This is a genomic window from [Rhizobium] kunmingense (genome assembly GCF_977018605.1).
Genome location: NZ_CDRNXG010000001.1, coordinates 918,182 through 932,451 on the forward strand (window position 1 = coordinate 918,182; position 14,270 = coordinate 932,451).

Annotated in this window: 14 protein-coding genes; 4 read left to right on the forward strand and 10 right to left on the reverse strand. The window is 61.0% G+C overall.

Features of this window, described 5'->3' with window-relative positions:
• Positions 1–32 precede the first annotated feature (32 nt).
• Positions 33–1,040 carry an NAD-dependent epimerase/dehydratase family protein gene (locus tag AC0JZ4_RS04650; RefSeq protein ID WP_471885265.1) on the reverse strand — a complete coding sequence of 336 codons (1,008 nt, stop codon included), beginning with the start codon at positions 1,038–1,040 and terminating at the stop codon, positions 33–35.
• Positions 1,041–1,101: 61 nt separating this feature from the next.
• Complete coding sequence (locus AC0JZ4_RS04655; protein WP_471885266.1) at positions 1,102–1,497, reverse strand: response regulator; 396 nt, start codon at positions 1,495–1,497, stop codon at positions 1,102–1,104.
• Positions 1,498–1,748: 251 nt separating this feature from the next.
• Here AC0JZ4_RS04655 and AC0JZ4_RS04660 point away from each other — a divergent pair, with 251 nt between their 5' ends.
• Positions 1,749–2,150 carry a DUF1236 domain-containing protein gene (locus AC0JZ4_RS04660; protein WP_471885267.1) on the forward strand — a complete coding sequence of 134 codons (402 nt, stop codon included), beginning with the start codon at positions 1,749–1,751 and terminating at the stop codon, positions 2,148–2,150.
• A 49-nt stretch (positions 2,151–2,199) separates the two neighbouring features.
• Here AC0JZ4_RS04660 and pncB read toward each other — a convergent pair whose 3' ends face one another.
• The 8 genes from pncB to AC0JZ4_RS04700 all read right to left on the reverse strand — a co-directional run bounded on the left by pncB (position 2,200) and on the right by AC0JZ4_RS04700 (position 11,353).
• A complete protein-coding gene (gene pncB / locus AC0JZ4_RS04665) occupies positions 2,200–3,504 on the reverse strand; it encodes a nicotinate phosphoribosyltransferase (protein ID WP_471885268.1) in 1,305 nt (434 codons plus the stop codon).
• Positions 3,505–3,662: 158 nt separating this feature from the next.
• A complete protein-coding gene (locus AC0JZ4_RS04670; protein ID WP_471885269.1) occupies positions 3,663–4,613 on the reverse strand; it encodes a 2-hydroxyacid dehydrogenase in 951 nt (316 codons plus the stop codon).
• A gap of 17 nt (positions 4,614–4,630) precedes the next feature.
• A complete protein-coding gene (locus AC0JZ4_RS04675) occupies positions 4,631–6,259 on the reverse strand; it encodes an ABC transporter ATP-binding protein (protein ID WP_471885270.1) in 1,629 nt (542 codons plus the stop codon).
• Positions 6,256–6,732, reverse strand: coding sequence for a type II toxin-antitoxin system VapC family toxin (locus AC0JZ4_RS04680; RefSeq protein ID WP_471885271.1), 477 nt, complete (start codon positions 6,730–6,732; stop codon positions 6,256–6,258). Before AC0JZ4_RS04680 ends, AC0JZ4_RS04675 begins: the two co-directional genes overlap by 4 nt.
• On the reverse strand, positions 6,732–7,025 hold the full coding sequence (locus AC0JZ4_RS04685; RefSeq protein WP_471885272.1) for a hypothetical protein: 294 nt from the start codon (positions 7,023–7,025) through the stop codon (positions 6,732–6,734). Before AC0JZ4_RS04685 ends, AC0JZ4_RS04680 begins: the two co-directional genes overlap by 1 nt.
• Positions 7,026–7,088: 63 nt before the next feature.
• Positions 7,089–8,237, reverse strand: coding sequence for an ABC transporter permease (locus AC0JZ4_RS04690; RefSeq protein ID WP_471885273.1), 1,149 nt, complete (start codon positions 8,235–8,237; stop codon positions 7,089–7,091).
• Positions 8,237–9,319: a microcin C ABC transporter permease YejB gene (locus AC0JZ4_RS04695; RefSeq protein WP_471885274.1), complete on the reverse strand. Its 1,083-nt coding sequence runs from the start codon at positions 9,317–9,319 to the stop codon at positions 8,237–8,239. The genes AC0JZ4_RS04690 and AC0JZ4_RS04695 overlap by 1 nt, the downstream gene beginning before the upstream one ends.
• 162 nt (positions 9,320–9,481) lie before the next feature.
• Positions 9,482–11,353: an extracellular solute-binding protein gene (locus tag AC0JZ4_RS04700; RefSeq protein ID WP_471885275.1), complete on the reverse strand. Its 1,872-nt coding sequence runs from the start codon at positions 11,351–11,353 to the stop codon at positions 9,482–9,484.
• A gap of 172 nt (positions 11,354–11,525) precedes the next feature.
• Between AC0JZ4_RS04700 and mepA the strand changes: the two genes are divergently transcribed.
• The 3 genes from mepA to AC0JZ4_RS04715 all read left to right on the forward strand — a co-directional run bounded on the left by mepA (position 11,526) and on the right by AC0JZ4_RS04715 (position 14,215).
• Complete coding sequence (gene mepA / locus AC0JZ4_RS04705) at positions 11,526–12,584, forward strand: penicillin-insensitive murein endopeptidase (protein ID WP_471885276.1); 1,059 nt, start codon at positions 11,526–11,528, stop codon at positions 12,582–12,584.
• 219 nt (positions 12,585–12,803) lie between these two features.
• Positions 12,804–13,175, forward strand: coding sequence for a methylglyoxal synthase (locus AC0JZ4_RS04710; protein ID WP_471887790.1), 372 nt, complete (start codon positions 12,804–12,806; stop codon positions 13,173–13,175).
• Positions 13,176–13,195: 20 nt separating this feature from the next.
• Entirely contained in the window at positions 13,196–14,215 is a 1,020-nt protein-coding gene (locus AC0JZ4_RS04715; RefSeq protein ID WP_471885277.1) for a glucokinase, read from the forward strand.
• Positions 14,216–14,270: the final 55 nt, after the last annotated feature.

Consider the following 14,270-nt stretch of genomic DNA (forward strand, 5'->3'; position numbering starts at 1 on the left):
TACCTGCCAGTCACACACTCTTGTCGAGCCGATCAGTCGAGCTCGGCCCTGTGGTCCAGATACCATCGGACAAAAGCCTCGACGCCCTTTTCGAGCCCGGTTTCCGGCTTGCGTCCCGTCAGGGCCAGAAGCAGGTCGGGGCTGGCATAGGTGCGTGGTACGTCGCCCTGTTGCATCGGCAGCATCTTGCGCCGTGCCGGCTTGCCCATGACTTTCTCGATCACGTCGATGAAGTCGAGCAGCCCGACAGGCTGGCCGCCGCCGAGATTGACGGTGCGGAACGGCCCCTGCGCAGACAGCGTATCCACGTCTGCGACACGGTTCGCCTCGGACGGCACCACGTCCGAGAGGTCGATGATGGAATAGACGAGGTCGTCGATATAGGTGAAGTCACGGCTCATCCTGCCTTCGCCGTAGATCTCGATCTCCTGATCGTCGAGCATCGCCCTGACGAACTTGAACAGGGCCATGTCCGGCCGACCCCAGGGGCCATAGACGGTGAAGAAGCGGAAAGCCGTCGTCGGCACCCTGTAGAGATGGGCATAGCTGTGCGCCATCACCTCCATCGCCTTCTTGCTGGCGGCGTAGAAGGTCAGAGGCTCGTCGGCCTTGTCGGTTTCCCGGAAGGGTATGGCAGGATTGACGCCGTAAACAGACGAGGTCGATGCGAGCATCAGGTGGCCGACGCCGACGTCGCGGGCGATTTCCAGGATATTCCACGAGCCGATGAGATTGGAATCCAGGTAGGCCTTGGGATTTTCGATACTGTAGCGGACGCCTGCCTGGGCGGCGAGGTGGACAATGACATCCGGCTTGAAGGCGATGACCGTTTCATCAAGGAGCGGCTTGTCTTCCAGCATGCCCTCAACGAAGCGGAAGGTGGGAAACTGCGCCAGACCGGCATTGCGCGCTTCCTTCAGGCGCAGGCTGTAATAGGGCGTCATCCCATCGAAGCCCACAACCTCATGGCCATCCTGAAGAAGCTTGCGAGCAAGGTGAAAGCCGACGAAGCCTGAGGTGCCGGTGATGAAAAAACGCATATGTGCTTCCGCCTGATGATCAGGATGACTTAACCAATCAGGGGGAGCGAGGCAACGCGGATCAGTGAAAAAGCCGCAGGCGCGCCGGCGGTACGCCGGGCTTGCCGTTCTTGCGGTCGACGGCGAACTGGATGAGATCCATGGAGGCCTGATCGGTGAGCGGCTTTGCCATGACCCCGACGACGCCGTTGACGCCGGAGGAGACGACACCCGGATTGCCGGTGATCATGATGACGACAATGCCGTATTCTGCCAGAACCCTGGCGATCTCCGGCCCGGTCTCGCCATCTGCCAGCCGGACGTCGACGAAGGCGATATCGGTCTCGCGGGTATAGTTGAGAGCCACTTTCATATCGGGAGCGATGCCGACCACGTCATGCCCGCTGCGCTGGACAGCCTCTTCTATATCCATGGCAACGAGCAGGCTGTCTTCGACGATCAGAAAGCGGTATTCCACGGGCATCTCCTCGCACTCCTAAAGCGCCAAATAGATTTCCCGGCCGGCTTGGCAATAGGAGATGTTTTTTCAGCCTTTATTTTCCGTAATCGATACCGCGCCTTAGCATCGGACACTGTGCCGCGCCGAGGATGGCGGGATGCAGCAAACCTCGCCAAAAGTTTCAATGTATCGCGGAAGGTGAACCGCGCTTTGGAACGCTTCCTGCTGTTCGGGGGTTCTTTGGCCGGACATCAATGAGGAGAAGAACCATGAAGAAGAAGATCATTCTCGCCTCCTGCGCAATTTTCGCAGCCACGCTCGCCGGCCAGGCTTACGCCCAGCAGGGCACCGTCACGGGTGCTGCCGGTGGCGCCGTGACCGGTGCCGTTGTCGGCGGTCCCGTGGGCGCGGCCGTAGGTGGCGTTGTCGGCGCTATCGCCGGTACCGCGATCGATCCGCCGCCGCGCGAAGTCGTTACCTATGTAGAGCAGCAGCCGGCACCCGCGACCGCGGTGGTGATCGAGCAGCCGATCGTCGTCGGCGAGCCCATGCCCGAAACGGTCGTTCTGACGCCCGTGCCGAGCAACACGCAATATTCCTATACGGTGGTCAACAATCAGCGCGTCATCGTCGATCCGCGGACGCATACGGTCGTCGAGATCATCGAGTAAACGTCAAACGCAGGAAACCCCGCCCCTCGGCGGGGTTTTTGCGTCAACGTCAGACGACAAGCGCCTGTTCGACGCGATCTTCCTCGCCGAAGAAGCGCAGGTAACGCTGGACTTCCTTCGGCTCGCCGGTCGCCTTTTGCGGATTGTCGGAAAGCTTGACCGCCGGCCGACCATTCGCTTCACTGACCTTGCATACGACGGAAATCGGCTTCAGGCCTGGAATCTCGGTCGGTGCGCAGCCGATGAAATCGTTGGTGAGGTTGGTGCCCCAACCAAAGCTCATCCGCACCCGGCCTTCGAAATGACGGTATGTGTCGATGATCGCATCGACATCGAGACCATCGGAGAAGATCAGGATCTTGCTCTTGGGGTCACGCCCCATCTTCCGCCACCAGTCGATGATCTTCTCGCCGCCCTCGATCGGCGGCGCGCTGTCCGGGCGGAAGCCGGTCCAGTCGGCGACCCAATCGGGCGCATCGCGCAGGAACGCGGCCGTTCCATAGGCATCGGGGAGAACGATCAGCAGGTTTCCGTGATAGAGACGGTTCCAGTCCTTGAGGACCTGATAGGGTGCATTGCGCAGCTCGTCGTCGCTATCGGCGAGCGCCGCGCCGACCATCGGCAGTTCATGCGCATTCGTGCCGACCGCTTCCAGATCGCTGTCCATGGCAAGCAGGACGTTACTGGTGCCGGTGAACCGATCACCGATGCCTTCCTTCAAGGCTTCGACGCACCAGCGCTGCCACAGGAAGGAATGGCGGCGGCGGGTGCCGAAATCCGAAATCCTGAGATCGGGCAGCGAACGCAGCCGTTCCACCTTTTCCCACATGCGGGCCTTGGCGCGCGCATAGAGAATATCGTGGGTGAAATAACCGAGCGAGCGCATGGCCGAACGCGAGCGCATTTCGTTGATGATGGCGAGCGCCGGAATTTCCCACATCGTGGTATCCATCCAGCGGCCATGGAAATTCAGCTCGTACTGGCCGTCGCGCTTCGAAAGCTCGTATTCCGGCAGGCGGTAGGTGGACAACCAGTTGAGGAATTCCGGCTCGAAGATCTGCTTGCGGCCATAGAAGGTGTTGCCGGCGAGCCAGATCATTTCCTTTTTCGACAGCGTCAGCGTGCGGGCGTGATCGAGCTGTTCGCGCAGGGCGCCTTCATCGATCTCTTCGGCCAGCTTGACGCTCGTCGTCCGGTTGATGACCGAAAAGGTCGCATCGACATCCGGATACAATTTCCAGATCATCTGCAGCATCAGGAGCTTGTAGAAATCGGTATCGATCAGACTGCGGATGATCGGGTCGAGCTTCCATGAGTGGTTGTAGACCCTGGTCGCGATATCGGTCTTTGTCATGCCTACCTCTGCCCGACCGGAAGGCCGGCTCCACCGCTTCAGTGCACCGAGGTTCGCCCTATCGGCGAAACTCGGGGGCAAGTTCTATCGGCAAAAGACGGATCAAGTCCAGAACGCAATTCGGCCGCAGCGGTACTGCGGCCGATCAAAATGTCGTCTCAGTAACCGATATTGCGATCAACGACGTGCTGCAACGCCTCGCCCTGTTCGAAACGCTGCATCTGGACCTCCGCATTGCGGAAGAGCGCCCTGATATCGGATGCAGAGGCCGCGTGCGGCGTGATGATGACGTTCTGAATATCCCAGAAAGGACTTTCCGCCGGCAGTGGCTCCTGCTGGAAGACATCGAGCGATGCGCCGGCGAGGACGCCATTTTCAAGCGCCGCGATCAGGTCCGTCTCGACCTGGCTGCCGCCTCGGCCGGCATTGACGAAAACAGGCTTGCCGAGCGCGCCGCCCTGCCGAAGCTTTGCGAAGAGTGAGGCATCGAAGATGCCGCGGGTTTCATCGGTAAGCGGCAGCAGGCCGACGAGGATATCGGTGCGCGCGAGAAACGCGTCGAGACCCGACGCGTCGAACGTGTCGACGCCGTCAATGGTTTTCAGCGATCGCGACCAGCCAATGACATCGAAGCCCATGACTTTCAGCTTGGCGACAGAATCCTGTCCCAGCACACCGAGGCCCATGACGCCGACGGTCACGTCCTTTGCCTCGGGTTGCGGCAGTTCTTCCCAGGTGTGGGCGCGTTGGCGAGCAAGATAGGCCGGCACCTGACGCAGATGGCTGAGGCACTGGAGAACTACCCATTCGCTCATCCGCGTGGTCAGGCTCTCATCGACGAAGCGGACGATCGGCAGGCCGGGGAGGCCCGGTACGGCGAGGATGGAATCGACACCGGCGCCACCGGAAAACAGCACTTTCAGATTGGGAGCGCGATCGAAGAGATCAAGATCCGGCTTCCACAGGAAGGCGTAGCTTGCGCTTGAAAGATCGGCAGCCTTATCGGAGGCGTGCAGGACCTGGCGGCCTGCAAATGCTCCCTTGAGCGCGTGATCCATTTCCCGACCGGCAAATTTCAGGTCGATGACGACAGAACCTTTTTCAGACAACGCTATTCCCACTTTCCCTACTGACCGATGACACCGTTATCGACCGCCTCTATATCAAAGGCGGCGGCCATCAGCGCCTTCGTATAATCCTCTTTCGGAGCGCTGAAAATCCGCTCCGAGGGCCCCTCCTCGACCACCTTGCCGGTACGCATGACGATGACGTGGTTGGCCAACGCCTTCACCACCTTCAGGTCATGGCTAATGAAGAGATAGGCGAGATCGTGCTTGGCCTGCAGATCACGCAGGAGATCGACGACCTGCGCCTGGACCGTCATGTCGAGCGCCGATGTCGGCTCGTCGAGCATGACGAAACGGGGCTTGAGCACCATGGCACGGGCGATGGCGATGCGCTGGCGCTGGCCGCCGGAGAATTCGTGCGGGTAGCGCCAGCGGGTTTCGGGATCGAGGCCGACTTCCTTCAGCGCCCATGCGACACGCTGATCACGCTCTTCGGCGGAGAGGGATTTCTCGTGGACCTTGAGGCCCTCGGCAATAATCTCACCCACCGGCATGCGCGGGCTCAGCGAGCCGAAGGGGTCCTGGAAGACCACCTGCAGGCGATTGCGATAGGGCAGCATCTGCTTGAAGGAGTGACCGTTGATCGCGTCGCCTATGAAGACGATGCGCCCTTGCGAGGCGATCAGGCGCGCCAGCGCCAGGCCGAGCGTCGTCTTGCCCGAACCGGATTCGCCGACGATGCCGAGTGTCTCTCCCGCACGCAGGGTCAGGTCGACGCCATCGACTGCCTTCACATGATCGACCACACGGCGCATGAACCCGGCCTTGATCGGGAACCAGACGCGCAGGTCCTTCGCCTCCATGACGATCGGCCGCGAGGTATCCGCCAAAGGCGGCTCGCCGCGCGGCTCGGAGGACAGCAGGTGCTGGGTATATGGGTGTTGCGGGTGCTCGAAGACATCGGCGACCGTGCCCTCCTCGACGATCCGGCCCTTGGTCATGACGCATACGCGATCGGCGAATTTACGGACGATGCCGAGATCGTGGGTGATGAACAGCATGGACATGCCGTGCTCGCCCTTCAGCGTCCTCAGGAGTTCGAGGATCTGTGCCTGCACCGTGACATCGAGAGCTGTCGTCGGCTCGTCGGCAATCAGCAATTTCGGCCGGTTGGCGAGCGCCATCGCGATCATTACCCGCTGGCGCTGGCCGCCGGAAAGCTCGTGCGGATAGGCGCTCAGGCGCTTTTCCGGTTCACGAATGCCGACCTGATTAAGAAGCTCCAGAATGCGGGTGCGGGCAGCGGCGCCCGTCATCGCCTGGTGCATTTCGAGGATCTCGCCAATCTGCTTCTCGATCGAATGCAGCGGATTGAGGGAGGTCATCGGCTCCTGGAAGATCATCGTGATGTCATTGCCACGCACGCGCCGCAACTGCGCTTCCGAGGCCTTCAGGAGATCCTGGCCCTGGAACAGGATTTCACCGGACGGATGACTTGCCGCTGGATAGGGCAGAAGTTTGAGGATCGAGTTGGCGGACACCGATTTGCCGGAGCCGGATTCCCCGACCAGCGCGACGACTTCGCCCTGCCGGATATCGAAGGAGACGCGATCGACGGCAAGCGTTTGCGCCTCACCCTGATGGAAGGCGACGGACAGATCCCGGACGGAGAGAAGCGGTTCGGTCATTGCGACAGTCTTTCGATCAAGGAGTTCAGTGCAGGCTCGTCCGGGCGCTGGATTTCGAGCAACGCATCAGGCGGCAGATGAACCCTGCCGAACGCAACGTCGTCGGTCAGCAGGTCCGTAGCGTTGGCTTCGATTGCCGTTGCCAGATGAATGGCGTCAGGCAACTTCAGTCCGGAGGTCCATGACCGTAACGAGGCCGCCCGTTTCAGCACGGTCCGTGTCACCGGCAGCACGGTTAGCCATTCGTTTGTTGTCAGCAATGCCTCATAGGCGTGGCCCAGTTCGACGTCTCCGCTTCGATACGGCGCAACCAAAAGCTCGGAGAGGGTGAGTTCGCTGGTGGAAAATGCCTTTTTACCCGACATTCCGCGCATCTCGAAAAGCCCGCCAATCTTCGTACCAAGCGAATCTTTCCGCTCGAACGCGGCGATAAAGACATTGGTATCAAGATAGACGTGTACGAAACCGTCCATCAATAATCCCATTCGTCACGAAGTTCACGGATGCGCGCGACGGCCTGATCTGCGGACACGGAAGGGCGATCCTGCGCCCTGATCCGGGCGATCAGGGCCTGTGTTTCGGTAATGGTCAACGGCTTTTGTTCGTCATTGGAAGTGTCGGTCATTACGATACAGGGGGCGCCTTCGGCCGAACGATCAGTCTCGACCTCCACCACGACCCTCACGGTCGCGCCATCCTTCAGGCCTTCCCGCAGATCCTCGGGAAGGTTGGCGGCCGGATAATGTTCACGCACGATCTTGTTCATGACGTATACCTCGTGACGTCTCGTGGCAGTCTAGCGCAGATCCCTGCCGAATACGAACCGCGCTCACCTGAACGTCTTTCGCGGATCGAACGCATCGCGCACCGCCTCGCCGACGAAGATCAGGAGCGAGAGCATGATCGACATGGTGAAGAAGGCGGTGAGGCCAAGCCATGGCGCCTGGAGGTTGTTCTTGCCCTGCGCGATCATTTCACCCAGCGACGGAGAGCCCGGCGGCATGCCGAACCCGAGGAAATCGAGCGAGGTGAGGGTTGCGATCGAGCCGGACAGGATGAAGGGCAGGAAGGTGAGCGTGGCGACCATCGCATTGGGCAGGAGGTGGCGGTACATGATCGTCCAGTTGCCGACGCCGAGTGCGCGGGCGGCCCGCACATACTCGAAATTGCGGGCGCGCAGGAATTCCGCGCGCACCACGCCGACGAGGCTGACCCAGGAGAAAAGCAGCAATATGCCGAGCAGGATGAAGAAGCCGGGCGGCAGGATCGAGGCGATGATCAGCAGGATGTAGAGCACCGGCATGGCCGACCAGATCTCGATGAAGCGCTGCATCAGAAGATCGGTCCAACCGCCGAAATAGCCCTGCACGGCGCCAGCGCCGACACCGATGACGGCCGAGCAGATGGTCAGCGCCAGGCCGAAAAGAACGGAAACGCGGAAACCGTAGATCATCCGCGCCATGACATCGCGCGCCTGATCGTCGGTGCCGAGCCAGTTCAGGTTGCCGAGGCTGCAGTTGGGATCCTGATCGCCCTGCGGATAGGCCTTGCAGGCCTCGCCTTCCGGCATCAGCCAGAAGGGCCGTGTGGGAGCGGAATGGGGAATCTGCGAATTGACCGTCTGATAGGAATAGCGGATCGGCGGCCAGATCATCCAGCCGTTGGCGTTGATCTCTTCCTGGATGAAATCGGAGCGATAGTCGGTGGTCGCCAGGAAGCCGCCAAATTTTTCCTCCGGGTAATCGACCAGTACAGGATACAGCGTCTCCCCCTTGTAGGAGGCGATGATCGGCCGGTCGTTGGCGATGAATTCGGCAAACAGGCTGAGCGTGAAGAGAACCAGAAAAATCCAGAAGGACCAGAAGCCGCGCTTGTTGGCACGGAAATTGGCAAGCCTGCGCTTCGTCGTCGGCGACAGGAAGGGTCGTTTTGCAGGCGTGGCGATGGCAGGCGCGCTGGCAGTGGAAGGGGCGTTCATCAGACATCCCTCCGCTCGAAATCGATACGCGGGTCGATCCAGGTATAGATCAGATCGGAGATCAGGTTCACCACGAGGCCCATCAGCGAGAAGATGTAGAGCGTGCCGAAGACGACCGGATAGTCACGGTTGACGATCGAAAGATAGCCGAGCCTTCCCAGACCATCGAGCGAGAAGATGTTCTCGATCAGAAGCGAGCCGGTGAAGAAGGCGGAGATAAAGGCGCCTGGGAAGCCGGCGATGACGATGAGCATCGCGTTGCGGAAAACGTGGCCGTAGAGAACCTGCCGTTCGTTCAGCCCCTTTGCCCGCGCCGTCGTGACATACTGTTTCTTGATCTCGTCGATGAACGAGTTCTTCGTCAGGAGCGTCGTCGTGGCGAAGGCCGAGAGCGACATGGCGATCAGCGGCAGGGTGAGGTGCCAGAAATAGTCGCCGATCTTCTGATACCAGGTCAGATCGTCGAAATTATCCGAGACGAGGCCGCGCAGCGGGAACCAGTCGAAGAAGGAGCCGCCGGCGAACATGACGATCAGGAGGATGCCGAAGAGGAAGCTCGGCACCGCATAGCCGACGATGATGATGCCGGACGTCCAGATGTCGAAGCTCGAACCGTCCTTTACCGCCTTGCGGATGCCGAGCGGGATGGAGATCAGGTAGGAAACGATCAGGATCCAGAAGCCGAGCGACATGGAGACCGGCAGCTTGTCGATGATCAGGTCGAGGACGGAAGTGTTGCGGAAGAAGCTTTCGCCGAAATCGAAACGGGCATAGTTCCACATCATGTCGAGGAAGCGGGTGAGCGGCGGCTTGTCGAAACCGAACTGCTTTTCCAGCTGGGCGATGAAATCCGGGTCGAGACCCTGGGCACCGCGATACCGGCCTTCGTCACCGCCGCCCTGAGACGACAGGTCGTTGTTGGCGCCGGACAGCCGGTCGCCGGAATCCTGGCCCTGGATCTGGGCGATGATCTGCTCGACGGGGCCGCCGGGGGCGAACTGGACGATGAGGAAGGAGATCGCCATGATGCCGATCAGCGTCGGGATCATCAACAGCATGCGGCGGAGAATATAAGCGCCCATCAGTCCTCCCTGCCAGCAATAAGCAGGCCTGGATGTCCGGGCATTTCACCGCGGTGCTGCGAAAGGATCAAGCGGTCTTCCTTCGTGTGTCTGGCGAATCAATCCGGCCATTTGGACCAGCTGGAGCGTTTGGGCGCAAGCATCTTGCCCGATCTCTTACCTTCACTGCGTCGACGGCCTTGCAAACCAGGCATCCGGGAAGGCTATGCCATATTCGGGCAGGGTTTCGGGATGAGCGAGTTTTTTCCAATAGGCGATCTTTTCCTCACCGGAGTAAAAGAGCGGCACGACATAGTGATTGGCCAGAAGCACACGGTCCATCGCCTTGATCGCCGCGACCTGATCCTCACGGCTCGGCGAGAAGACGATCTTGCGGATCAGCGCATCGACCGCCGGATCGGCGATACCGGCATAGTTTCGCGAGCCCTGACGATCGACCGACTGGGAGCCCCAATATTCGGCCTGCTCATTGCCGGGGTTCATCGTCTGGCCCCAGACGGCCCAGATCATGTCGTAATCGAAGCTGCGGGTGCGGTTGATATACTGGGAGGCATCGACGGTGCGGATGCGCGCCTCGACGCCGATCTTCTTGAGGCTGGCGACGAAGGGATTGACCGAGCGCTCCATGCCGGCGCTGGAGAGCAGGATTTCGAAGCTCATCGGCTGGCCGGTCTTGGAATTGACCATCCGGTTGCCTTTCAGTTCCCAGCCCGCATCCCTGAACAGGCCGACGGCCTTACGCAGGTTGTCGCGGACCTTGTTGGGGTCGCCTCCGACCGGATTGGCATAGGGCGTGGTGAAAACCGCTGGCGGGACCTGGTCCTTCAGCTCGTTGAGGAGCTCGAGTTCCTTGCCTTCAGGCAGGCCGGAGGATGCCAGCTCGGTGCCCCAGAAGAAGCTGTCGACGCGCTTCAGTCCTCCATAGGCGAGGTTCCTGTTGAGGTCCTCGAAATCGAGCGCATAGTTCAGCGCCTCGCGAACCCGCGCATCCTTGAAGATCTCGCGGCGCATGTTCGGCACCATAGCCTGCATGATGCCGGTCGCCTTGAAGGGGTTGGTCAGGGCCTCCCTGATAATGCGACCATCCTTGACGGCATCGAAATCATAACGGGTCGCCCAGCGGCTGGAGCTGTTCTCGCGGCGGTAATCGACATTTCCGGCGCGAAAGGCTTCGAATTCGACGTCGCTGTCGGAGAAATAGGTGTATCTGACGGTGCGGAAATTGTACTGGCCACGGTTGATCGGAAGATCCTTGCCCCAGTAATCGTCGCGCAGGTCATAGCGCACGCCGGAGCCGGGCTGCACCTGTCCGATCTGGTAAGGGCCTGACCCCATCGGAGCATCGAGCGTGGTGCGCGTGATGTCGCGCTGCTGGCCCTTTTCGTCCTGACCTTCCCACCAGTGTTTCGGCAGGATCGGAAAATCGCCGACGATCGACGGCAATTCCTTGTTGTTCTTCTCGTCGAAGCGGAAGGTCACCTCGCGCTCGCCGGTCTTTTCGACACCCGAAACGTGGCGATAATAGCCGGAATAGAAGGCGCTGTGCTGCTTGAGCATATCCATGCTGAAGATCACATCCTCGGGCGTCACCGGCTGGCCATCCGCCCACTTTGCTTCCGACCGAAGACGGAAGCTGACGGATGCCATGTCTTGCGGGTGGGAGACGGCCTCGGCCAGAAGGCCGTAGGTTCCGAACACCTCGTTTTCCGAGCGTTTCATCAGCGTGTCGTAGATCATGCCCAGCCCGGTGGCCGGCGCGCCGCGATCGATGACCAGATTGAGATTGTCGAACGTGCCTTCGTTGGAGAGGCGAAGTTCGCCGGTCTTCGGCGCGTCCACATCGACATAGGGCAGCTGCTTGAAATCGGCCGGAAGCGCGAGATCGCCGATCACCGCCATCCCGTGCCGCCATTGCGGGGATTGAGCGGCAGGTTCACCGGTTGCCGGGGTAGGCTGCTGCGCCACGGCACCCGATGCCATTGCCGATGCCGCCAAGACGATTGCAAGCGCTTTCCGCAGCCGAGCCAGTTCCATGCAATATCCCTCTTCGCTTCATTTGCTGCAGCGAAGCATAGGGCAAAAACAGGCAAAAAACAGGAGCGCCCGCTCACAAGCGATTTATCGCGCTCGCAGCGCAGCAAGACGCCATTTCACCAAAATTGCGTTTCACGGTAGTATCGGGCTAAGTGATTTGCGGCGGATACCCATGAAATCGATATCTAAACTCGCTCTTGGCCTTGTGATGGCGGCGACGCTGTCCGGCGAACTGGCCATGCCCGTTGCCGCGCAGGAGGCACGCGTGGCCAAGCAGGCCTTCGGTGCCGTCAGATTGCCGAATGCCGCTTCGCCGGAGCCGCTCGGCTTTTACGCCAAGGGCTGCATGTCGGGTGCCGTGGCGCTGCCGACAGATGGGCCGACATGGCAGGCGATGCGCCTGTCGCGCAATCGACGCTGGGGCAACCCGGCCATGATCGATCTGCTGGAGCAGTTTTCCCGCGATGCGGCGCAGCTCGGCTGGGGATCGGGCATCCTCGTCGGCGATATTTCGCAGCCCCGCGGTGGACCGATGCTGACCGGTCACGCATCGCACCAGATCGGTCTCGATGCAGACATATGGTTCACGCCGAAGCCCACGCAGCCGATGAGCGCGCAGCAGCGCGAGGACCTGCCGTTCACCTCCATGCTCGACAAGAGCAAGTTCCTGACCGTCGACAACCGCCGCTGGACCAGCACACATGCGCGGGTCGTGATGCAGGCCGCGAGCTATCCGCAAGTACAGCGCGTCTTCGTCAACCCGGCAATCAAGAAGAAGCTTTGCGAAACATGGACGGGCGACCGAAGCCTGCTCGGCAAGGTGCGGCCGGTCTACGGCCACGACGAGCATTTCCATATCCGCATGAACTGCCCACCCGGTGCAGCTGGCTGCGAGAGACAGGCGGCCACGCCCAGCACGGATGATTGCGGCAGCAAGGCGCTGGCCTGGTGGTTCACCAAGGAGCCGTGGGCGCCACCGAAGCCGGCGGACCCCAACAAGAAGCCGGTCAAGCCGAGGCAGGTGATGGTTTCGGATCTTCCCAGAGCCTGCGCCGCGGTGCTTGCCGGTCAGCCACGCTCGGAACAGGACGCGACATTCGGCGGTTCGGCAACAGCCTATTCCGGCCAGCCGGCCACCTCCGCCCCGATGCCGAGCTGGGACGCCATCACCTCCGACCCAACGAACGTACCGAATGAGGTGCCCGTGCCGCGCGAGCGCCCATTCCGCTGATCACCGCTTCCGATGGCAGGCGCAGCATTGAAACAACCGGCACTTCCCATATCTAATCCGGCACGCTAGAACCGCTTTATCAGCCTGTCCAGGGACTTGATAAAGGGCAGGTACGATACGTAAATCAGCAGGTTAGCGTGCCGTTCGACGCTTGGTCGAGGCTCTGGCACACTGACCCGGCGGCTTACCCGCCAGGGAAGAGGGAGGGGGCACTTGGACATATCCAAGCCTTGTATTGCGCTGATCGCGCATGACGAGAAGAAGGACGACATGGCGGATTTTGCCCGTCATCGTCAGACGGCACTATCGAAATTCCGTATCGTCGCCACCGGCACCACCGGCGGCCGCGTGCTGGATGCCTGCCCGGATCTCGACGTTACCCGGCTGAAAAGCGGCCCGCTTGGCGGCGACCAGCAGATCGGCGCTATGATCGCCACCGGCGAGGTCGGCATGCTGATCTTCTTCATCGACCCCTTGAGCGCGCTGCCGCATGATGTCGACGTCAAGGCTCTGACGCGGCTTGCGACCGTGTATGACATACCGATGGCGCTCAACCGCGCCACCGCCGAACATCTCATCGACTTCCAGTAATTGCGCGAGATCCGTTGATCATGTCGAATATTCATTCCGATACCCTGCCCTTCCCCATCCTCATCGGCGACATCGGCGGCACCAATGCCCGCTTCTCGATCCTCGTCGACGCTCAGGCGAAGGCGACCGATTTCATTCATGTGCAGACGGCGGATTTCGAGACGATCGACGCTGCCATCGTCGAGAAGGTGTTCGGCAGCGACCTGCCGAAGCCGCGCTCGGCGATCCTTGCGATCGCCGGACCGGTCGATGGCGACGAGATCGACCTGACAAACTGCCCATGGGTCGTCAGGCCGAAGAAGATGATCGGCGAACTCGGCTTCGATGCCGTTCTGGTCCTCAACGATTTCGAGGCGCAGGCGCTGGCCATAGCAACGCTGACCGATGAAGACCGCGAAACGATCGGTGCCGATCTGCCGGCAGTCGATGCCACGCGCGTCGTGCTTGGCCCCGGCACCGGGCTTGGTGTCGCTGGACTTCTGCATGCGCGTGACACGTGGTTTCCGGTGCCGGGAGAAGGTGGCCATGTCGATATCGGGCCGCGATCGGAGCGAGACCTGCAGGTCTTTCCGCATCTCCACAGGATCGAGGGACGGGTTTCTGCCGAGGAGATGATTTCGGGTCGCGGACTTCTGCATATCTACCGCGCCGTCTGCGCTGCCGATGGCATAGCGCCGAGCCTCAACAGCCCGCCGGAAGTGACCGAGGAAGGCCTCAGCGGCAGGAACGCCCAGGCAGCGGAAACGATGGACCTTTTCGTTACCTATCTCGGCCGGCTGGCCGGCGACCTGGCCCTGATCTTCATGGCGCGCGGCGGTGTTTTCCTCGGCGGCGGCATTTCTCCCAAGATCCTCGAGCAGCTGAAGAAGCCGCTTTTCCGCGCGGCGTTCGAAGACAAGGCGCCACATAAGGAACTGATGAAGACGATCCCGACTTTCGTGGTGACGCATCCGCAGGCGGCGCTCGCCGGCCTTGCCAGCTATGCGCGTTCGCCGGCATCCTACGGCATCCCGACGGAAGGGCGTTGCTGGCGCCGGTGAATGCGCGAATGCAACAGCGCCGACTTATCCGGCAGGACTGGCTGGCAAAACGGCA

What these genes read in the sequence shown, in the direction of transcription:
- AC0JZ4_RS04680 (WP_471885271.1), bottom strand. Translation starts at nt 6,732, where the DNA reads ATGGACGGTTTCGTACACGTCTATCTTGATACCAATGTCTTTATCGCC.
- AC0JZ4_RS04690 (WP_471885273.1), bottom strand. Translation starts at nt 8,237, where the DNA reads ATGAACGCCCCTTCCACTGCCAGCGCGCCTGCCATCGCCACGCCTGCA.
- AC0JZ4_RS04715 (WP_471885277.1), top strand. Translation starts at nt 13,196, where the DNA reads ATGTCGAATATTCATTCCGATACCCTGCCCTTCCCCATCCTCATCGGC.
- AC0JZ4_RS04650 (WP_471885265.1), bottom strand. Translation starts at nt 1,040, where the DNA reads ATGCGTTTTTTCATCACCGGCACCTCAGGCTTCGTCGGCTTTCACCTT.
- pncB (WP_471885268.1), bottom strand. Translation starts at nt 3,504, where the DNA reads ATGACAAAGACCGATATCGCGACCAGGGTCTACAACCACTCATGGAAG.
- AC0JZ4_RS04695 (WP_471885274.1), bottom strand. Translation starts at nt 9,319, where the DNA reads ATGGGCGCTTATATTCTCCGCCGCATGCTGTTGATGATCCCGACGCTG.
- mepA (WP_471885276.1), top strand. Translation starts at nt 11,526, where the DNA reads ATGAAATCGATATCTAAACTCGCTCTTGGCCTTGTGATGGCGGCGACG.
- AC0JZ4_RS04685 (WP_471885272.1), bottom strand. Translation starts at nt 7,025, where the DNA reads ATGAACAAGATCGTGCGTGAACATTATCCGGCCGCCAACCTTCCCGAG.
- AC0JZ4_RS04675 (WP_471885270.1), bottom strand. Translation starts at nt 6,259, where the DNA reads ATGACCGAACCGCTTCTCTCCGTCCGGGATCTGTCCGTCGCCTTCCAT.
- AC0JZ4_RS04700 (WP_471885275.1), bottom strand. Translation starts at nt 11,353, where the DNA reads ATGGAACTGGCTCGGCTGCGGAAAGCGCTTGCAATCGTCTTGGCGGCA.
- AC0JZ4_RS04660 (WP_471885267.1), top strand. Translation starts at nt 1,749, where the DNA reads ATGAAGAAGAAGATCATTCTCGCCTCCTGCGCAATTTTCGCAGCCACG.